17 protein-coding genes and 1 other RNA gene are annotated in these 18953 nt (G+C 39.9%); 10 read left to right on the forward strand and 8 right to left on the reverse strand.

The genetic code is table 11. The features are described 5' to 3' along the window. Nucleotides 1-109 precede the first annotated feature (109 nt). The gene (locus tag LPB86_RS17400) at nucleotides 110-469 is read left to right on the forward strand and encodes a two-component system response regulator (RefSeq protein ID WP_230646316.1); all 360 of its coding nucleotides are present in this window, start codon (nucleotides 110-112) and stop codon (nucleotides 467-469) included. On the opposite strand, the gene LPB86_RS17405 is transcribed toward LPB86_RS17400, so the two are convergent. Then, entirely contained in the window at nucleotides 470-1243 is a 774-nt protein-coding gene (locus tag LPB86_RS17405) for a DUF3050 domain-containing protein (protein WP_230646318.1), read from the reverse strand. It abuts the gene before it with no gap. A gap of 269 nt (nucleotides 1244-1512) precedes the next feature. On the opposite strand from LPB86_RS17405, the gene LPB86_RS17410 reads away from it, so the two are divergent. Beyond that, entirely contained in the window at nucleotides 1513-2241 is a 729-nt protein-coding gene (locus LPB86_RS17410) for a DUF4397 domain-containing protein (RefSeq protein ID WP_230646320.1), read from the forward strand. 59 nt (nucleotides 2242-2300) lie between these two features. Then, on the forward strand, nucleotides 2301-4268 hold the full coding sequence (locus tag LPB86_RS17415; protein WP_230646324.1) for a sensor histidine kinase: 1968 nt from the start codon (nucleotides 2301-2303) through the stop codon (nucleotides 4266-4268). A 49-nt stretch (nucleotides 4269-4317) separates the two neighbouring features. Here LPB86_RS17415 and LPB86_RS17420 read toward each other — a convergent pair whose 3' ends face one another. Together LPB86_RS17420 and LPB86_RS17425 are read right to left on the reverse strand one after the other, a co-directional pair. Beyond that, nucleotides 4318-4638: a hypothetical protein gene (locus tag LPB86_RS17420; protein WP_230646326.1), complete on the reverse strand. Its 321-nt coding sequence runs from the start codon at nucleotides 4636-4638 to the stop codon at nucleotides 4318-4320. 96 nt (nucleotides 4639-4734) lie between these two features. Continuing rightward, nucleotides 4735-4926, reverse strand: coding sequence for a coproporphyrinogen III oxidase (locus LPB86_RS17425; protein ID WP_230646328.1), 192 nt, complete (start codon nucleotides 4924-4926; stop codon nucleotides 4735-4737). Nucleotides 4927-5101: 175 nt separating this feature from the next. On the opposite strand from LPB86_RS17425, the gene LPB86_RS17430 reads away from it, so the two are divergent. The 3 genes from LPB86_RS17430 to LPB86_RS17440 are packed head-to-tail and all read left to right on the forward strand — an operon-like array spanning nucleotide 5102 to nucleotide 7425. Then, on the forward strand, nucleotides 5102-5587 hold the full coding sequence (locus tag LPB86_RS17430) for a PaaI family thioesterase (RefSeq protein WP_230646330.1): 486 nt from the start codon (nucleotides 5102-5104) through the stop codon (nucleotides 5585-5587). Between the two features lie 30 nt (nucleotides 5588-5617). Further along, on the forward strand, nucleotides 5618-6007 hold the full coding sequence (locus tag LPB86_RS17435; RefSeq protein ID WP_370632847.1) for a helix-turn-helix domain-containing protein: 390 nt from the start codon (nucleotides 5618-5620) through the stop codon (nucleotides 6005-6007). 59 nt (nucleotides 6008-6066) lie between these two features. Beyond that, a complete protein-coding gene (locus LPB86_RS17440) occupies nucleotides 6067-7425 on the forward strand; it encodes an MATE family efflux transporter (protein WP_230646332.1) in 1359 nt (452 codons plus the stop codon). A 3-nt stretch (nucleotides 7426-7428) separates the two neighbouring features. On the opposite strand, the gene LPB86_RS17445 is transcribed toward LPB86_RS17440, so the two are convergent. Continuing rightward, nucleotides 7429-8475 (reverse strand): aldose epimerase family protein, encoded by a 1047-nt coding sequence (locus LPB86_RS17445; protein WP_230646334.1) that lies wholly within the window; start codon nucleotides 8473-8475, stop codon nucleotides 7429-7431. 83 nt (nucleotides 8476-8558) lie between these two features. On the opposite strand from LPB86_RS17445, the gene LPB86_RS17450 reads away from it, so the two are divergent. Both LPB86_RS17450 and LPB86_RS17455 read left to right on the forward strand, forming a co-directional pair. Beyond that, nucleotides 8559-9710 (forward strand): galactokinase, encoded by a 1152-nt coding sequence (locus LPB86_RS17450; protein ID WP_230646336.1) that lies wholly within the window; start codon nucleotides 8559-8561, stop codon nucleotides 9708-9710. Nucleotides 9711-9725: 15 nt separating this feature from the next. Further along, nucleotides 9726-10262, forward strand: a complete 537-nt coding sequence (locus LPB86_RS17455; protein WP_230646338.1) for an RNA methyltransferase — start codon at nucleotides 9726-9728, stop codon at nucleotides 10260-10262. 63 nt (nucleotides 10263-10325) lie between these two features. On the opposite strand, the gene LPB86_RS17460 is transcribed toward LPB86_RS17455, so the two are convergent. Then, nucleotides 10326-11792, reverse strand: coding sequence for a glutamate synthase subunit beta (locus LPB86_RS17460; protein WP_230646340.1), 1467 nt, complete (start codon nucleotides 11790-11792; stop codon nucleotides 10326-10328). Further along, a complete protein-coding gene (gene gltB, locus LPB86_RS17465) occupies nucleotides 11792-16303 on the reverse strand; it encodes a glutamate synthase large subunit (protein WP_230646343.1) in 4512 nt (1503 codons plus the stop codon). The genes LPB86_RS17460 and gltB overlap by 1 nt, the downstream gene beginning before the upstream one ends. 376 nt (nucleotides 16304-16679) lie before the next feature. Between gltB and ffs the strand changes: the two genes are divergently transcribed. Both ffs and fsa read left to right on the forward strand, forming a co-directional pair. Further along, nucleotides 16680-16779: signal recognition particle sRNA small type (gene ffs, locus LPB86_RS17470), an RNA gene on the forward strand. A gap of 127 nt (nucleotides 16780-16906) precedes the next feature. Beyond that, nucleotides 16907-17578 (forward strand): fructose-6-phosphate aldolase, encoded by a 672-nt coding sequence (gene fsa / locus LPB86_RS17475; RefSeq protein ID WP_230646345.1) that lies wholly within the window; start codon nucleotides 16907-16909, stop codon nucleotides 17576-17578. Between the two features lie 70 nt (nucleotides 17579-17648). On the opposite strand, the gene LPB86_RS17480 is transcribed toward fsa, so the two are convergent. Both LPB86_RS17480 and LPB86_RS17485 read right to left on the reverse strand, forming a co-directional pair. Beyond that, on the reverse strand, nucleotides 17649-18143 hold the full coding sequence (locus tag LPB86_RS17480) for an HAD-IIIA family hydrolase (RefSeq protein WP_230646347.1): 495 nt from the start codon (nucleotides 18141-18143) through the stop codon (nucleotides 17649-17651). 43 nt (nucleotides 18144-18186) lie between these two features. Then, nucleotides 18187-18885 carry a porin family protein gene (locus tag LPB86_RS17485; protein ID WP_230646350.1) on the reverse strand — a complete coding sequence of 233 codons (699 nt, stop codon included), beginning with the start codon at nucleotides 18883-18885 and terminating at the stop codon, nucleotides 18187-18189. Nucleotides 18886-18953 lie beyond the last annotated feature (68 nt).

Genomic DNA, 18953 nt, shown 5'->3' on the forward strand with positions numbered 1-18953 from the left:
GGTAAATATTAGCGTTTAAACACCTATTTTTATGCAAATCACAAATAAAAAGTACCTATTCTTTAAAATAGTATATTTTATTACCTTTACCAGAATTAATTTTTAATAAATGCGTAAACGCCTGTTAATCATTGATGCTGATCAATCCATTTGCGAGGAAATAGCCGCTGCCTGCAGCGCTAACTTTAATATCAAAAAATCCTTTGGTAAAGAAAATATTTTTAAACTCATTGATGATTTCAAACCAGATGTAGTATTGATAGAATATGTGCTTCCAATTCACAATGGCGCAACACTGTGTGATTTGGTTAAGTTAAATCCTGACACTACAAAAACGCCAGTCATTTTACTCTCCTCTGTTCCTTTAAATGAGGCCATCACAGATTGCTTTTGCGATAGCTTTATCAGTAAGCCCTTTAAAATCGAGGAACTTCAAAACATCATCAACTACTATTGCGCAAAGCATTAGCTATTTTCTGGTAATCTCATCATAGGCACCGTTCCATAGCTCTATACGTTGTTTTAGCGCAGCTATGCATATCTCTTTTGCCTCCAGCCATTTGCCTGCTTCATCTCCGCAAAGGCTTGCTGTCATCTCTAATGCCAAATGACTGTGATGATCCCCATCTACCTCAATATGCCTGTCAAGGTAATATTTAAACAAAGAAATCTGATCAGGAAATTTCTCATTCAAATCACTCACTATCGTAAAAAACATATTCGGGATTAAATCCTCTCTGCCAAATGTAAATGCACTCGCTTGTAAATGGGCTGCATTACTATTGATTACCTCAAATGTAAAATCAACAAAACGTCGTGCTGCCATCGGACTGTCGGCACGTTCGTAAGCAGTATTAAAATCAGCTCCAGACTTCAATGCTGTAGTAAAAGTATTAATCTCAACCGTACTTGCACCACATTGCTCCATCGCCTCTAAATACATTTCAAAATGACTTTTTCTTATGCCAGCACCATCCACATCAGATTCTTCCCCGGCTACAATCTCATTGATCAGGTATCTTGTATCTGCAGAGCCCACTGGAAACCATGGTACTGAGGTACAGGTTAAATTGATCTGTAAAGATTTCAGTAGTGACATAAAATCCCAAACGGCATAAACGTGGTACTTCATAAAAACCCTAAGGTCACTTAGGTTATTAATCACAGCATATACCTTATGTTCAATAATTTCCTGCCTTAAGACTGCTATTTCTTCTTCTATATTTTGTAGATACTGCTTCATTTGTTAAAAATAATTACGTGTCATAGTATGCTGGCAAACTAAAAACGGATGCAAAGGTACAATAAGTAATTACCAATTTATGTCAAAAGCAACTCCCGGCTCAGGGTATAATATTCGGTATTTAACAAAATTTAACGCCGTTTTTACCAAATAAAAGGCATATTTGCATGCTAAGCGTATTTTTGCCGCATTTGCTGTTCCAAACTCTCGTTAAGGTGTAGCATTTTTTAAAGCAAATCCGTTTTATCTTAAATAGAATTTAGAAAAAAATGATGAATATTTTTACGAAACCAAACGCTAAAAGATCCAAATTAATCCTTGCGTTTTCCACTTTGTCGCTAATGCTTTCTACTTTTAGTGCCTGTAAAAAAACAGATGATACGTCCACACCAATATCCTATTTGTCAGTTGTTAATGCCTCACCTACTGTTGGTACATACAATATTTATTTTAATGATGGACTGGTAAACACTTCGGGAGCCATCTCCTTTGGCGGTGGTGTAAATTACAAACAGCTTACTCCAGGAACCTACACTGTTAAGTTCACTACAGCAAGTAGTATTGACAATGTATTTAGTAAAAGTGTAACATTATCAGAAAATGCGGCTTATTCATTTTTCCTCATCAATAAACTTCCTACACTAGATGGTTTGCTGGTTCAGGACGATGTTTCAGGCGTTTCAACAGATAAAGGATTCATCAGGTTCATCAACTTATCACCAGATGCACCAGCACTTGATCTTTTTGTTACCGATGCCAGCACAAGTACCATTTCAGATAAAGCATATAAATCTGCCAGTGGTTTTGTAACGGTAGATCCTAAAACATACTCATTTACAGTTAAAAACAAAATAACTGGCGCAACAGTAGGTAAACTTGACGGCGCGGTAGTTGCCGCAGGTGTGCATTACACCATTATTGCAAAAGGTCTGATAAATGCCGATACCGAAGGTACCGACCGTGGTTTCGGTGTACAAATCATCACCAATCAACAATAGTTATTAATTTTTTAATAAAGCCAGGCATGATCTTCCATCGCCTGGCTTATTGTTTTTATATGCGCCTCGCGGTTCTACTTTTAATTTTTCTTCAAGCCTTTACCCTTCCTGCAAGTTGCCAGGTAGTAGATGCCAAAGCAGATTATGGCTACCAAAACATAGGTAAAAAGGTTAGTTACTATGAAGACAAAACAGCAGCACTATCCATCGCTCAAATTAAATCTATAGATAGCGCTGGTAAATTTGCTCCGGGCAAACAGGAGATACTCAATTTCGGAAACACTTCATCTGCCATTTGGATAAAAATAAATCCTCCCCATCATATTTCTTTCCAGGCTTATCTGGTTGTAGATGCGCCAAACTTAGAGCATATAGATTGCTTTCTTACTCATACCAACGGCGGCATAAAGCAAATGAGTTCAGGCTGCTTTTCCTATGCCAATCCAGACGTTAGCATAGAAAGTAACTTTGTGTTTAAACTGTTTCAGGAAAAAAACAACCTCAATCCCATCTACCTCCGGCTGCAAACCAACAACATTATGTTGGTACCTTTAAAAATTGCCGGCCCAGAGGCTATAATGAAAGGAAAGGCTTCCAAAGACAGGATTGAATACATTTACATAGGTGTACTCATGTCTTTGCTGCTTTTTAACCTGTTTCTGTTTACCAGCCTTAGAGATGTTACCTACCTTTATTACACCGTTTATGTGCTCACCCTCTCCTCTTATCTACTCATTTATATAAGGGGCTACGGATTTTTGTTTGGAGATGAGCTACGGATTTTTTTCAATACCTATCCGCATGTCTTCCTAAGTCTATCAATGGTTTCGTCACTTGCCTTTTGCTGGAAGTTTTTAAACTTAAGTAATACAGTGCCCTTTATGACCAGGGTATATTATTTTCTTGGCTGTTGTGCTATAGTATTGTTCGTAACCAGCATTAGTGGAAACAAATCCCTCTCAGCTGCTATCGCTCAGGTATTAACGGTAACCCTCTCTGTAATGGTTTGGGTTTCTGGCGTTATCGCATATAAACGTGGTCATAAACCTGCAAAATACTATATCATTGCCTGGTTTTTTATTTGGATTACAGTAGGATTGGTAACTTTTAGTTTAGCCGGAATTATCAAAAGCAGTGAGTTTACCATGCAGGTTGTACCTATTGGTTCAACTATAGAACTCTTATTGCTCTCTTTTGCATTGGGCGACCGATACAAAATCATCATTAAAGCAGAGCAAGACCTTCGCGATGAACATCTTTTACTTGTTCAAACTCAAAACCAGCGTTTAGAAGATGTGGTAAAAGAACGTACGGCCATGCTCAGCAAAACCATATCAGAACTGGAAGCTTCAGATGCGGTTAAAAACAAACTCTTTTCCATCATCGCTCATGATCTGCGGAGCCCGCTCAACAGCCTCATCAGTATGCTCTCTTTAAATGATATGGAAGCACTTACCATGGAAGACATCCAATTGATGCTCAAAGAAAATAAAAAGAACATCGAAACCATCTACAATACACTCAACAATCTTTTACATTGGGCCAAGAGCCAAATGAGTGGTATTAAAACTGAACCCAGTCCTGTAGATTTAAAAGTCCTTATCGAAGAGTTGATCCTGGTGTATGTTCCGCTGATGCAAAAAAAGGGAATAACCGCCGTTATAGATATCCCAGCTATTGCTTTGGTTTATGCAGATGAAAACCATGTCAAATTAATTTTACGCAACCTTATTGACAATGCAATAAAATTTACCCCAAAAGCCAAACAGGTTACCATCACTATCAGGCAACAGCAAAACAAAGTAAAAGTAATGGTTTCCAATGCGATAGAAAATGCAGCAGAAATAGACCCATCAGGCATGATGAATCAAAATTCAATTGCGCCAACCTATGGCACAGAAAATGAAAAAGGTGTTGGTTTGGGTTTACTTTTGTGCAGAGAATACATTAAAAGCAATGGCGGAGAATTGGATATTGTTCTCGATGCAGATGAAATTTCCTTCTCCTTCCTACTGCCAGTTGCCTGATACAGATTAAAAAAGAGGCATCCTAAGAGATGCCTCAACATTCCGCAATTTAAACGGTCTCTTTTGTAACGCTTATTGTTTTCTGCATCGCATTCACAATAGCATTTTTATACGTAACAAAATGCTCCTGCCTAGCTTCATCAGTTTCACTTTCTTTAACTAGTTTTTTACCTGCTTTAATGTCTTCAAGTTCATTTTTATACAGGTCCATAAAAAGATCCGGTTCTTTATTCTTTAAAATCCTAATCACATGAGAGTAGTTTTCGTGACCGTCACTCAGCACGGCTAAACCTTTTTCACTGTAAGCCTCAACTCCAACAATTTTTGTCAATAGCTTTTCCAGCTTTCCTCGTTCTTTTGCGTAACCCATAATTAGCGCAAATATATAAAAAGCTAAGTTGATAAAACAATACAGGCCATCCTTTACGCAAAGGGATGGCCTGTATGGTGTGTTATAAAAAGAATATTACATTTTGTTTGTGGTGTCTACTGGAGTTGTAGTTGTTGTGTCTACCACTGTAGAGTCTACAGGTACAACCGTTGTTGAATCTACCACAGCGCTATCTGAAGTTTCAGATGCATTTTTTGTTGAGTTACATGCAGATGCAGCGATCATTAACGTACCGGCAAAAGCAATACTTAAAATTATCTTTTTCATAATATTTTGAGTTTAATTACTAGTTTAACAAGCATTTAATAAATTGGTTTTAAATAATATCTTTAAAGATTTGAAATTACCTTGTCATTCAGCCAGAATATTCAAACATGTATTTATTTAGTAAAATATCTGCCTGTAGTTTATAAATTCAATAATCTTTCAGATATTTAAAGAAATGGTTGTATCAGAAAAAACCCTCAAATGGGCCTTGCGTTTATATCCCCCCTTATTATTTCAAAGAATATGGGTAAAAAAGTTCCATAAAGATTTTAGGGGTGTTGATGTTAAAATTTTCAAAAGTACATTTAACAAAAATTATAACGGCTCTATATTTGGAGGCACTATTTATAGTGCTACAGATCCCTTTTATGCATTATTATTTGATCAGGTGCTGCAGCGTCAGGGCTTTAAAGTACGCGTATGGCTTAAAAGCGCTTCCATACAATACCTAAAACCTGGCAGGGGCCATCTTTACTTTACCATCTACATTACTGATCAAATGAAGGCCGAAGCCATTGAGGCTTTAACCCATACGGGCAAGTTTATAAAAGCTTATCCAATGGAAATCACCAACGCAGCCGGAGAGTTGTGCGCAACCGTTATGAATGAGGTATATGTTAGAAATCTTCACCATGGAGAAGCGCCACGTGTTGCTTACTAAAATACAGATCACTGCTTAAAGACCAAAAAAATGAACATCAGGAAATTAATCCTCCAGGGCGAAGGCACTACACTTGATTTTAAAAGAACCATTACCAATCACGAAAAAATAGCCCGGAGCCTTGTTGCCTTTGCCAATAATAAAGGTGGCCAATTGCTGGTTGGTGTAGCAGACGATGGAAGTATCCTGGGCGTTAAATCAGAAGATGAAGAGCGTTATATGATTACCAAATCGGCACATCAATACTGCAGGCCCGCTATAGAACCTTTATTTGAAGAGATTTATATTGATGATAAACTTGTGCTCGTGGTAAAAATCCTGGAGAGCGATACCAAACCTCATTATGCCGTAGATGAACACAAAGACTGGTGGGTCTATTTTCGCGTAAACGATAAAAGTGTACGTTTGGAGAACGTATGACAACCTATGGACAGTTCTGAGGTAAATTAAATTTACCTTTGCGCTTTCATATTTTTGTTATGTTGACTACCTTCTTTGCCAAATACAAGCCTTATTATGCAGACAATTTAAAGCTTGCCATCCCTATCGTGGTGTCCCAGTTGGGCCATACCCTTGTTCACATGGCCGATAGTGTAATTGTTGGGCATTTTGCAGGCACCGTACAATTGGCTGCCGTTTCTCTGGTTAACAGCCTTTTTATGCTGGTACTTGTTATCGGCCTCGGTATCTCTTACGGTTTAACACCCCTAATTGCACAACAAAATGGAAGTAAAAACTACGATGAATGTGGCAAACTGCTTTCCACCAGTTTAATCATCAATATATTAACCGGAGTATTTCTGTACCTGTTTGTCCATTTTGGCACTTTGAGTATAATAGACCACATTGGTCAGTCGCCAGATGTAGTATTCTACGCAAAACCATATCTAAATTTACTTTCCCTTTCTATCATTCCGGTAATGATATTTCAAACCTTCAAACAATTTTCAGAAGGCCTTGGTTTCACAAAACAGGCCATGTACGTATCCATTTGGGGTAATGTTATCAATATTGTTCTGGGAATCATTTTTGTAAAGGGCATGTTTGGCCTTAGTCCAATGGGTGTCAAAGGTGTAGGTTTAAGCACCCTCATAGATCGTGTGGTTATGGCCCTGGCTATGTTTGTATATGTGCTGCGCTCCAAACATTTTAAAGTTTACCTTCAAAACTTTAAAATCACTTTCATTGATAAAGTTAGGAGCATTCAAATCGTTAAAATAGGCGCACCCGTTGCCTTGCAATACGCTTTTGAAATCAGTGCTTTCAGCGGGGCGGCAGTATTGGCGGGTACCATAGGTACAGCACAACAGGCAGCCCACCAAATTGCCATTAACCTGGCCTCTACAACATATATGCTTGGCAGTGGTATTGCCTCCGCGGCCACTATTAAAACAGGTAATAATTTAGGAAAAAGCAACTTTACAGACCTCAGGCGCTCAGCTATAGCCAGCTACCATGTTATCCTGGCATTCATGAGCATCACTGCCTTAATCTTTATCTTATTGAACAGTATACTTCCTTTCATTTATACAGAAGATCAGGTGGTTATTCAAATTGCGACACAATTGCTTATTATAGCCGGTTTCTTTCAGCTTTTTGATGGCACCCAGGTAGTAGGTTTAGGTGTACTAAGGGGTATTGGCGATGTGAATGTACCTACCCTAATCACCTTTTTGTCATACTGGATCATTGGAATCCCGCTTGGGTATTTGTTTGGTTTCTATTTCAACCTGGGTGTAAACGGAATCTGGTATGGTTTAACCATTGGCTTGCTCAGTGCTTCCATCCTGTTGTTTTTTCGTTTTCAATCCAGAACAAAAGCACTGATTCGCATCTAATTATTAGACTATTACCGCCGTTTCAATCTTATAAATGGTGGTTTGCTTATAAGTTTCGCCAGGCATTAGTACAGTTCCGGTAAATTCAGGAACATTCACGCTGTTAGGATGGTGCTGCGTTTCTACACAAAAAGCATCAAAACCACTGTAGTCCTTTCCATTTTTACCCCCATGTACCATCAGGTGTTTGGCGGTATAAAAATGTGCCACAGGTGCAGTGGTGAACACAGAAAATTTCAAACCACTATTTTCATCGCTGGTTTCCGAAGCCATCGTCAGCTCCCCTTCTACCTTATCCAGTACAAAAGTCTGGTCGTATCCTTCATCCGGGTTCCAGTTTAAGCCTATTTTTTTACTCGCCAGAAAATCAAATGAACTCCCTTCAACAGGAATCAGCTTGCCGGTAACCACATAATTTTCATCCTGCTCCAGGTAATGGCTTGCTGGCATTCTATGCATATGGTCTTTAATATTGCCACCTTCCTCAGCCAGGTTAAAATAGCCATGATGGGTTAAGTTTACAATGGTAGCTTTATCTGTCCTTGCCTTATAATCCAGCACCAATTCATTGTCATCTGTCAGTTTAAAAGTAAGCTGTACCGTCAGGTTGCCCGGAAAATTCCCTTCTCCATCCGGACTGGTGTACTGCAATGTTAAACTTGGATCTATCGTTGGCAATATATCCCATACTTTTTTATCAAAACCAATGTAACCACTGTGGAGGCAATTTGGCGGATCATTTAGTTCCAACTGATATTCTTGTCCCGAAACACTAAATTTCCCATCTTTAATTCTGTTGGCGTACCTTCCAATTACCGCGCCCAAATATGGATAATTTGCGAGGTAATTTTCGCCTATATATTGGTCAAAATTATCAAACCCGAGTACAATATCCTGCTTTTCGCCCTTCGCATTCTGCACCACAAAATTGCTCACAATTGCACCGTAATTGTATATTTTAACATAAGTTCCATGAATATTGGTCAATTCAACTGCAAATACTTCTTTTTCATCAATAACATGACCAGTCTTTACTAGGTTTAATTTCATAAAATTGTATCTTGTGCCTTATTTTAAGGAAACAATACTATCAATACTTTCTTTAAAACAAGAATAATAATTTAAATTTTACAATGAAGATCGATCTAACCAAGCAATTTGAAGAAGAGTATGGCACAGCACCTGCAAAAACTTATTTTACGCCCGGCAGGGTCAATTTAATCGGAGAACACATTGACTACAATGGTGGTCTGGTAATGCCCTGTGCGGTAACCCTGGGTACCTGGTTATGTATAGCACCCAATAACGATGGAGTGATCCGTTTTAAAAGCCTCAACTTTGAAGAACAACAAACCTTCCCGCTTCAAAGCAGTTATGTTAAGGAAAGTAATGGATGGTTCTATTATCCACTTGGTGTATTTCACGAGATTTTAAAAGAAAAAGAAATTCCTGCTGGTCTGGATTTGCTTTTTTATGGTAATATCCCTATTGGTTCAGGTTTATCCTCTTCGGCTTCTATAGAAATCGTTACCGCATATGCGTTAAACGAGTATTTTAACCTTGGTTACAACAGATTACAGCTGGTGCTGATTGCTAAAAAAGTTGAGAATGAATTCATTGGTTTAAATTCTGGAATCATGGATCAATTTGCCGTAGCTTTTGGCGAAAAGCACAAAGCATTGGTTTTAAATTGCGATACACTGGATTATAAGGCGGTAGATTGCAACCTTGGAAACTATGCCCTTGCCATCATCAATACCAATAAACCCAGAAAACTGGCAGAATCTAAATACAATGAGCGGGTAACAGAATGTCAAACTGCCCTTAGAGAACTGAATACAGAACTGGATGCTGCAAATCTTTGTGAACTGGATGCAGCAAAGTTTGCCCTATATAGCCGTTTAATCACTGATCCGGTAGTATTAAAACGCGCTACTCATGTTGTTGAAGAAAACGACAGGGTTGGTTTGGCCGCCGATGCATTGTCTAAGGGCAAGCTGGAAGAATTCGGACAACTGATGTATGCCTCTCACGAATCCCTGAAAACACTTTATGAAGTTTCCGGTGCAGAATTGGATGCGGTGGTAGATTTTTGTCAGGACTATGCATATGTAATTGGCGCCAGGATGACTGGTGCAGGATTTGGCGGATGTGCCATCGCTTTACTTGAAAAAGGAAAAGAAGAAGAATTTACCAACGCGCTTACAGCCTATTATACGGCAAAAATCGGCTATGCACCTGATGTATATTTTAGCGAGATTGGTAACGGTGCAGCCGCAATTTAATTTTACTTTTGCACCATGCAAAAATTAAAGTTAGATGAGCTGAATCGGGTTAGCGTAGAAGAGTTCAAGCAACAGGAGAAACTTCCCCTTGTTGTAATACTGGATAATGTACGGAGCATGCACAATGTGGGCTCCGTATTCAGAACTTCAGATGGCTTTTCTATTGAAAAAATCTATCTCTGCGGTATCACTGCACAACCTCCACATAGGGAAATCGAAAAAACAGCTTTGGGCGCTACGCAATCTATCGAATGGTTGTATGTTGAAAATACTGTAGACGCAGTAACACAATTGCGCAATGAAGGATACCGGATTCTGGCCATTGAACAAGCAAAAGACAGTAATATGCTACACACTTTTGTACCAGACCCTAGTCAAAAATATGCGCTGATCTTTGGAAATGAAGTGAATGGCGTTAGTGATGAGGTAATGGCTGTAATTGATGAATGTATAGAAATACCACAATTCGGCACCAAACATTCTTTTAACATCGTCATCTCAGCAGGAATTGTCCTGTGGGATTTCTTTGCCAAACTCAGACTAGGTTACTAAATAAAAAACGGGTAGGTTTAAATAACCTACCCGTAAATCAATTAGTATAACTAAGCGCGCTGCTTATGCAAATGGAATACCGTCCTTGCAAGACAGCTTGCTCTCTCCCATTAAATACTCGTCAACTTTTCTTGCGGTTTCCCGGCCTTCAGATATTGCCCATACTACAAGTGATTGACCTCTGCGCATATCACCAGCTGCAAAAATTTTCGCAATATTGGTTTGGTATTTTCCTTCTTCAGCTTTCACGTTACCGCGGGCGTCCAATTCTACACCTAATTTCTCCAATAATCCCTCTTTCTGAGGATGTAAAAAGCCCATAGCCAATAAGACCAGCTGTGCAGGCAGTTCACGTTCAGTTTCCGGTTTCTCTGTAAAGTTCAATGGTCTGCCACTAGGGTCAATTTCCCATTCCACATCTACTACCCTTAAAGCCCTCAAGTTGCCATCAGCATCCTTTAAAAACTCTTTGGTGTTTACACCCCAGGCCCTTTCGCAACCCTCCTCATGAGAAGAAGTTACCTTAAGTAGCATTGGATAAGTAGGCCAAGGCATATTGTTGGTACGTGCAGATGCAGGCATCGGCATGATCTCAAATTGCATCACAGATCTAGCTCCGTGACGGTTGGAAGTTCCCACACAGTCAGAACCTGTATCACCACCACCAATCACAATTACGTCTTTACCAGTCGCCATGATCGGCTCCTGCTCAAAAGGAATGTTCCTAACACGTTTGTTTTGTTGCTTTAAAAAGTCCATCGCCACATACACGCCTTTGGCGTCACGTCCCGGAAGGTTCAAATCACGCGCAATGGTAGATCCACCAGCCAAAACAATAGATTGGAAGTCACGCAGTATGGTGTTCAATTCTACATTTACACCCACATTAGCGTTGCATTTAAAAATAATGCCTTCCTTCTCCATCAAATCAATCCGTCTTGCCACCACATCTTTTTGCAGTTTAAAATCAGGGATACCATAATTCAATAGTCCTCCAGGTGTATCATCACGTTCGTAAACAGTTACTTCATGCCCAGCTTTATTCAATTGAGCAGCAGCAGCTAAACCTGCCGGACCTGAACCAATTACGGCAATTTTCTTACCAGTTCTAATTAGCGGTTGTTCTGCTTTAATGTATCCTTTTGCAAAAGCAATTTCAATGATGTGTTTTTCAATCTCTTCAATAGATACCGGAGATTTATTGATGCCAAGCACACAGGCAGATTCACATGGTGCAGGGCAAATTCTTCCTGTAAATTCAGGAAAATTATTGGTGCTTAATAAAATTGTTGAAGCCAGTTCCCAGTCGCCCTGGTAAACAGCATCGTTAAATTCAGGGATCACATTACCAAGCGGACAACCCGACTGGCAAAAAGGAACCCCACAATCCATGCAGCGTGCAGCTTCACGGTTTATCTCTTCTTTTTCAAATGCTTTTACAAACTCATTATAATGACTTAAGCGTTCTTTAGCATCTTGTTTTAAAGGAGCAGTTCTTTCAAACTCTAAAAATCCTGTAACTTTTCCCATTATGATGTTTTAACTTTATCGGTTCTTTTTAATAATACTGCTTTGTATTCTTTAGGGAATACTTTAACAAAGTGTGCAGATTGTGTTGCCCAATCACTTAAAATGAACTCAGCCAATTTACTACCTGTCAGTTGGATATGTTTTTTCAATAAGGCATTAATACGCAACTCATCCTGTTCATCCAGCGGATCGAGATCCACCATCTCCTTGTTACATTTATTTGGGAAATCGCCATTAGCATCATAAACCCAGGCCACACCACCGCTCATACCAGCAGCAAAATTGCTACCTGTATTTCCAAGAACCAAAACTTCACCACCGGTCATGTACTCACAACCATGATCACCTAATCCTTCCACTACAGCAGTTGCACCAGAGTTCCTTACTGCAAAACGTTCTCCCGCTAAACCTCTGGCAAAAAGTTCGCCCGATGTAGCGCCATATAAAGCAACGTTACCAATAATAATGTGTTGCTCAGGAACGTATTTCACTTCTTTAAAAGGATAAACAGAAAGGCGTGCTCCAGACAAACCTTTTCCTACATAGTCATTTCCTTCACCTTCCAGTTCAAGCGAAATCCCTCTTGCTGCAAAAGCACCAAAACTTTGTCCGGCAGAACCATGGAATTTAAAGTTAACTGTATCTGGAGGTAAACCAGCTCCTTTATAAATCTTGGACACCTCGTTAGATAACATGGTTCCGATAGACCTGTCTGTGTTGATCACTTCAAACGCTGCAAATACAGGCTCTTTATTTAATAAAGCTGGTTGCGCAGCAGCTATCAGCTGATGGTCAAGCACGTGATCAAGGCCATGATCTTGTTTTTCTGTATTGTATAAACTTAAACCATTGTCTGGCGCTTTAAATAAAATAGCAGAAAGGTCAATGTTTTTCAATTTCCAGTCCGCAGGATCAATATTGCGCACTTTTAAAGCGTCTGATTGGCCAACCATTTCTTCAATGGTCTTAAAGCCCAGCTCTGCCATAATTTCACGCAGCTCTTCGGCAAGGAACCTGAATAGATTTACCACATGGTCCGGATCACCTGTAAACAGTTTCCTCAAATCAGGATCTTGTGTAGCCACACCTACAGGACAAGTATTCAAATGGCATTTTCTCATCATGATACAGCCTGCAGTTACCAGCGCTGCTGTAGCCACACCCCATTCCTCTGCACCTAATAAGGCAGCAATTGCAATGTCTCTACCTGTTTTCAGCTGACCATCACCTTGTAAAACTACCCTGCTGCGCAGGCGATTTTTTACCAGTGTTTGATGTGCTTCTGCCAGTCCAAGTTCCCATGGCAAACCGGCATGTTGTACAGAAGTTAAAGGCGAAGCACCAGTACCCCCATCAAAACCAGATACCAAAATCACATCCGCATGTGCTTTAGCTACCCCTGCAGCAATGGTACCTACACCAGCTTTAGAAACCAGTTTTACGTTAATACGAGCTTCTCTGTTTGCATTTTTCAAATCAAAAATCAGCTGAGCCAAATCCTCAATAGAATAAATATCATGATGTGGTGGCGGAGAGATCAAACCAACACCTGGCGTAGCATGGCGGGTTTTAGCAATCCAATCGTCCACTTTATGACCCGGCAGCTGACCACCTTCTCCAGGCTTAGCGCCTTGTGCCATTTTAATCTGCAATTCATCAGCATTGGTCAGGTAGTTACTGGTTACACCAAAACGTGCCGAAGCAATTTGTTTAATGGCAGAACGCATAGAATCTCCGTTCTCCATCAATTCATACCTCAGTTCATCTTCACCACCTTCTCCAGTGTTGCTCTTACCACCAATGCGGTTCATGGCAATGGCAAGTGTAGAGTGAGCTTCATGAGATATGGAACCGAAAGACATCGCACCTGTAGCAAAACGCTTCAGGATAGATTCAGTAGATTCTACCTCCTGCAAAGAAACAGGTGTACGGTTATAAGAGAATTCAAACAAACCACGGATGGTAAATGCTTGTTTTCCCTGGTCGTTTACCAGTTTAGTATATTGTTTAAAGATGTTGTAATCATTTTTACGGGTTGCATTTTGCAACAAGTGTATGGTCTGAGGATTGAACAAATGCTGTTCTCCTTTTCTTCTCCATTTGTAGTTACCACCAGTAGGCAAAATTGCATCAGGTCTGGTATGTTTACCAAAAACACGACCATGTTTAATCAAGGCCTCACGCGCAATTTCGTCAAGTCCTAATCCACCAATTCTAGATACAGCACCAGTAAAGTAGTTGTCTACTACATTTTTATGGATACCTAAAATCTCGAAAATCTGGGCACCATGGTAAGATTGTAAAGTTGAAATTCCCATTTTAGAGAAAATCTTCAATAAACCACTGTTTACGGCATAAATATAGTTTTGAATTAATTTCTCTGGTTTAAGCTGACTTTCATTTTCAAAACCAGTAATGGTTTCTAAAGCCAGATAAGGGTTAACTGCGGTAGCACCAAAACCAATCAGGGTAGCAAAATGATGCACTTCCCAAACGTCTCCGGCTTCAACCACAATTCCTACCGCACCCCTATGCCCTTTACGGATCAAATGATGGTGTACAGCAGATACCGCTAAAAGTGAAGGAATGGCAGCATGTTCTGAATCCAGTGCACGGTCAGAAAGTACAATTACCTGGAAACCATCTTCCACCGCATCCACTGCATAACGGCACAAACGCTCAAGACCTTTAGCCAGTGAGCCTGGTTTACCATTTGCCCTAAAATAAGTTTGCAAGGTTTTAGACTGGAATACGCCAGTATCAATACTACGTACCTTCTCCAGCTCAAGATTGGTCAATATCGGGTGTTTAATGCCCACACAATGACATTGCATGGCACTTTCTTCTAAAAGATTGCCATTGTTACCCATAAATCCGGCAAGACTCATTACCACTTTCTCGCGGATCGGGTCAATTGGTGGGTTGGTAACCTGGGCAAAAAGCTGTTTGAAATAAGAAGATAAATGCTGAGGTTTTTGCGACAAAATAGCCAGTGGAATATCAGTACCCATAGAGCCTATCGCCTCTTTGCCTTCCAGCGCCATTGGTTTCAACACCAAATCAATATCTTCCCTGCTGTAACCAAATACCTGGTGGTATTTAAAAATAGATTCTTCAGAAAGACCTGTAAATACTACCCTTGGGTCAGACAGTTCTTCTAAACGGATCTGGTATTGGTTAATCCAGTCGCCATACGGACGGCTGCTGCATACTTTATTTTTAATTTCATCATCACTAATGATTCTTCCTTCTTCCATGTCTACAACAAACATCTTTCCGGAAGTTAACCTGCCTTTTTCAATCACTTCGCTTTGATCCAGTGCCAAAACACCAGATTCCGAAGCCATGATTACGCGGTCATCTTGAGTAATGGCATAACGTGCCGGTCTAAGACCATTTCTATCCAATGTACCACCAATCAGGTTCCCATCGGTAAAAGCAATAGCTGCAGGACCATCCCATGGCTCCATCAAAGTAGCGTGGAATTTATAGAATGCCTGTTTCAGCTCGCTCATGTCTTCGTTACCATCCCAAGCTTCCGGAATCAGCATCATCATTACATGAGGAAGAGACCTGCCAGAATGCATCAACAGCTCCACAACGTTATCCAGACAGCCCGAGTCAGATTGTGTTTCATCAATAAAAGGAAGCAACATATTCAGCTCCTCGGTAGTAAAATAGCTGGAAGCAAAAGACCTTACACTGGCACGGAACCAGTTCAGGTTACCCTGAAGGGTATTGATCTCACCGTTGTGTGCAATATAGCGGAAAGGCTGGGCCAATCTCCATGAAGGAAAAGTATTGGTCGCAAAACGCGAGTGTACCAATCCAAAAGCAGACACCACACGTTTGTCGCCAAGTTCGGCAAAATACGTACGCACCTGCATAGAGGTCAGCTGACCTTTATATACGATAGTCCTTGAAGAGAAAGAAGCGATATAAAAATCAGACTTAATGCCCTTCACGGTATTGTTAATAGTTTTAGTCAGGTAGTTTTTGAATACATATAACTTACGTTCAAAATCTGCTCCTGCTTTGATGTCATAAGGACGGGCAATAAAAAGTTGCTCCATCTCTGGTTCTACAGAAAGCGCCATATCGCCGATACCATCAGTATCGGTCCACACTCTTCTAAAACCCAGTACTTCCAGGTTAAGTTTTTCTGCAGCCCGGTAAATAATCTCCCGGCACTCTTCCCTCGCCTTTACGTCTTTAGGTAAAAACAGCATTCCCACGCCATAATTACCAGATTCATTTAAGCTGAATCCAATTTTAAGACATTCGTCATATAAAAATTCGTGAGGTATCTGTATCATAATACCAGCACCGTCGCCTGTGTTAATTTCCGCTCCGACTGCTCCGCGATGATCAAGATTTTCTAGAATGGTTATGGCGTCCGAAATGATTTGCTGCGACTTTCTGCCCTTGATGTGGGCAACAAAACCGATGCCGCATGCATCATGTTCAAACCGCTGGTCATATAACCCCTGGTTATCTTGTAATTGTTCCATAATTTAGTTTGATATTTGAATCACTAAGATAAGTAAAAAAAGTATAGCATTGTAATATTCGCATATTTTTTAGGAAACAAGCAGTATATTCCAAATATAAAGTCAATTTATTAACAGAATTCAAATTTTAGAGAATTAGAATTGTAAAGTTCACAAAATTCTTATTTATATTCATTTTAGATAATAATGGTTAAAGGCCATATCAAATAGCTTTTTGGCTCAAAAGCCGGTAAAACCATTAAAACTTATCCAATAGAATTTATATGCAAAAATTAATTAGCTTCTTTCTCAACCCCTTACCGGAAAAAAGCCATTTAAAAGGCAGAAAAAGCAAAATATGTTTTTGCAGACTAATGTCTTTTGCTACATTTGCAGTGGGCAAGTCTTTTACGATCAGCTCCCTTTGAACTCCCCCAGGGCGGGAACGAAGCAAGGGTAGAAGGTTGTAGCGGTGCGATAAAAGTTGCTTGCCCATTTTTTTTCTTTCCCATTCGGGGAAAAGTCTAAGGGCTATCATAATCACAAATTTTTCTCGGTTCCATCAACTAAATGTTTAATTTAGCGCATCGATAATTGAATAATCAATCGCAAAAATCAGATAATATGAAATTTTTTATTGACACCGCCAACCTTGATCAGATTAAAGAAGCTCAGGATCTTGGTATTTTAGATGGCGTAACCACCAACCCAAGCTTAATGGCTAAAGAAGGTATTACTGGTGAAGACAATGTAATTGCCCACTACAAAGCCATTTGTGCTCTTGTAGACGATAAAGTAAGTGCAGAAGTAATCTCTACCACTTACGAAGAAATCATTAAAGAAGGCGAAGCGCTTGCTGCCCTGGACGCTAAAATTGTAGTTAAAGTTCCAATGATTAAAGATGGTATCAAAGCCATTAAATATTTCAGTTCAAAAGGAATCAGAACCAACTGTACTTTAATTTTCTCTGCAGGACAGGCTTTATTAGCTGCTAAAGCTGGTGCAACTTACGTTTCTCCATTTTTAGGCCGTCTGGATGATATAGGTACAGAAGGTCTTACTTTAATTGAAGACATCCGTTTAATTTTCGACAATTACGGTTACCCTACAGAAATTCTTGCTGCATCTATCCGCGGACCATTACACATCATTAGCTGTGCTAAATTGGGTGCTGATGTGATGACTGGCCCGTTATCAGCAATTTTAGGTTTATTAAAACACCCATTAACTGATAGTGGCCTGGCTACTTTCCTTGCAGATCATAAAAAAGCAGCAGAAGCAGCTAAAGTTGTTTAGTAAATAGATCTCTCCTATCGTCGAGAAGACGATGAACATAAAAAAAGCGCAGCCAATGGCTGCGCTTTTTTTATGAAGCCAGAACTTCCTTTATGTGTTCGTAGCTGAGCTGTTCATCTGGCTCAATTAAAATCCCCTTTACTCCTGCCCCGTTAGCGGCTTCTACATCGCGTGGTTTATCACCAATCATCACAGAAAGCGCCGGATCAATGTCATAAGTTGCAATTGCTTCCAGCAACATGCCCGATTTAGGTTTTCTGCAATCGCATTCTTCAGAAACAGTAGGGTGATGTGCACAATGGTAAGCTTTTGTAATTACTGCGCCCTGAGCTGCAAATTTATCAAATAGCATCTGGTGCATTGTAGCCAGCGTATCTTCAGTATACCTGTTTAAAGCAATACCGCCCTGATTGGTAATTACAATGAGCATGTAGCCTTCATCATACAATTTTTTTAAAGGTGGAATTTGATATTCCAGCACTTCAAAATCTTCTACCCTGCAAATGTAGTCATTCATTTCATGGTTAAGGACCCCATCGCGGTCAAGAAAAACAGCTTTATTCATTTGATGTTAAAGTTATCTGGCAAATATACGTTTTGTAAATGAGCTAAAATTTATAACCAACCGAAAGGCCGAAACCTTTGTTTTTTATTGCCCCATTTCTTTTTACGCCACTAAACATGGGTTGTAGATTGGCCAGGCCGATTTGAGCGTTGAGCTGTACAGACAGTCTTCCCATGAATTCATAACCGGCTAAAAAATTAGCTCCGTAATCAAATGGTCTGCCATATAGGTAATTTTCAAACTCTCCGTCCTTATAGTCATTCCTAAAAATAACGTTTCCTTTACTGTCCGTCATAATGTCGCCAATTAAAATCACATTGTCTGATTTCCATTTACCACCAGTGCCATAAGCAAGGTAAGGTCCGGCACCGAAAACCAGATTTCCCGATTTAAACTTGGGTTTGTAAAGCACGTTCACAGGCAACTCTATATAAGTAACGTTGACCCTAAAATTTGAAGCTGCATCATAATACCCCCCCGTTTCCTGGTTGTAGCCCTTTCTTGAGTACAGCAGGCCGGGCTGTATAAAAAAACCGTCCATCACAGGCACATCGGCGGTTAAGCCCAATAAAATACCCGGTGTAGATTGAGTTTCCGCTTTATTGCCCTCTTCATCTTTAAGGGTAATACTGGAAAAATTGACTCCTGCCCTAATGCCAACTTTGGTTTGGGCAGTCGCAAGCTGGTAACCGAAAGCCAGCGGTAGCATCGCGGCGATCAGGTGTAACTTTGAAATTTTCATTTTGGTGTGTAAAAGTGTGTGTGTATTTAACTCGTGTACAAACCAAATGTATTAAAATTACCAATAGC

This window comes from Pedobacter sp. MC2016-14, from assembly GCF_020991475.1.
Taxonomy (GTDB): domain Bacteria; phylum Bacteroidota; class Bacteroidia; order Sphingobacteriales; family Sphingobacteriaceae; genus Pedobacter.

What these genes read in the sequence shown, in the direction of transcription:
- LPB86_RS17415 (WP_230646324.1), top strand. Translation starts at nt 2,301, where the DNA reads ATGCGCCTCGCGGTTCTACTTTTAATTTTTCTTCAAGCCTTTACCCTT.
- LPB86_RS17485 (WP_230646350.1), bottom strand. Translation starts at nt 18,885, where the DNA reads ATGAAAATTTCAAAGTTACACCTGATCGCCGCGATGCTACCGCTGGCT.
- LPB86_RS17405 (WP_230646318.1), bottom strand. Translation starts at nt 1,243, where the DNA reads ATGAAGCAGTATCTACAAAATATAGAAGAAGAAATAGCAGTCTTAAGG.
- LPB86_RS17480 (WP_230646347.1), bottom strand. Translation starts at nt 18,143, where the DNA reads ATGAATAAAGCTGTTTTTCTTGACCGCGATGGGGTCCTTAACCATGAA.
- LPB86_RS17420 (WP_230646326.1), bottom strand. Translation starts at nt 4,638, where the DNA reads ATGGGTTACGCAAAAGAACGAGGAAAGCTGGAAAAGCTATTGACAAAA.
- LPB86_RS17410 (WP_230646320.1), top strand. Translation starts at nt 1,513, where the DNA reads ATGATGAATATTTTTACGAAACCAAACGCTAAAAGATCCAAATTAATC.
- LPB86_RS17435 (WP_370632847.1), top strand. Translation starts at nt 5,618, where the DNA reads ATGAACATCAGGAAATTAATCCTCCAGGGCGAAGGCACTACACTTGAT.
- LPB86_RS17455 (WP_230646338.1), top strand. Translation starts at nt 9,726, where the DNA reads ATGCAAAAATTAAAGTTAGATGAGCTGAATCGGGTTAGCGTAGAAGAG.
- LPB86_RS17425 (WP_230646328.1), bottom strand. Translation starts at nt 4,926, where the DNA reads ATGAAAAAGATAATTTTAAGTATTGCTTTTGCCGGTACGTTAATGATC.
- fsa (WP_230646345.1), top strand. Translation starts at nt 16,907, where the DNA reads ATGAAATTTTTTATTGACACCGCCAACCTTGATCAGATTAAAGAAGCT.
- LPB86_RS17440 (WP_230646332.1), top strand. Translation starts at nt 6,067, where the DNA reads ATGTTGACTACCTTCTTTGCCAAATACAAGCCTTATTATGCAGACAAT.
- LPB86_RS17400 (WP_230646316.1), top strand. Translation starts at nt 110, where the DNA reads ATGCGTAAACGCCTGTTAATCATTGATGCTGATCAATCCATTTGCGAG.
- LPB86_RS17430 (WP_230646330.1), top strand. Translation starts at nt 5,102, where the DNA reads ATGGTTGTATCAGAAAAAACCCTCAAATGGGCCTTGCGTTTATATCCC.
- gltB (WP_230646343.1), bottom strand. Translation starts at nt 16,303, where the DNA reads ATGGAACAATTACAAGATAACCAGGGGTTATATGACCAGCGGTTTGAA.
- LPB86_RS17460 (WP_230646340.1), bottom strand. Translation starts at nt 11,792, where the DNA reads ATGGGAAAAGTTACAGGATTTTTAGAGTTTGAAAGAACTGCTCCTTTA.
- LPB86_RS17450 (WP_230646336.1), top strand. Translation starts at nt 8,559, where the DNA reads ATGAAGATCGATCTAACCAAGCAATTTGAAGAAGAGTATGGCACAGCA.
- LPB86_RS17445 (WP_230646334.1), bottom strand. Translation starts at nt 8,475, where the DNA reads ATGAAATTAAACCTAGTAAAGACTGGTCATGTTATTGATGAAAAAGAA.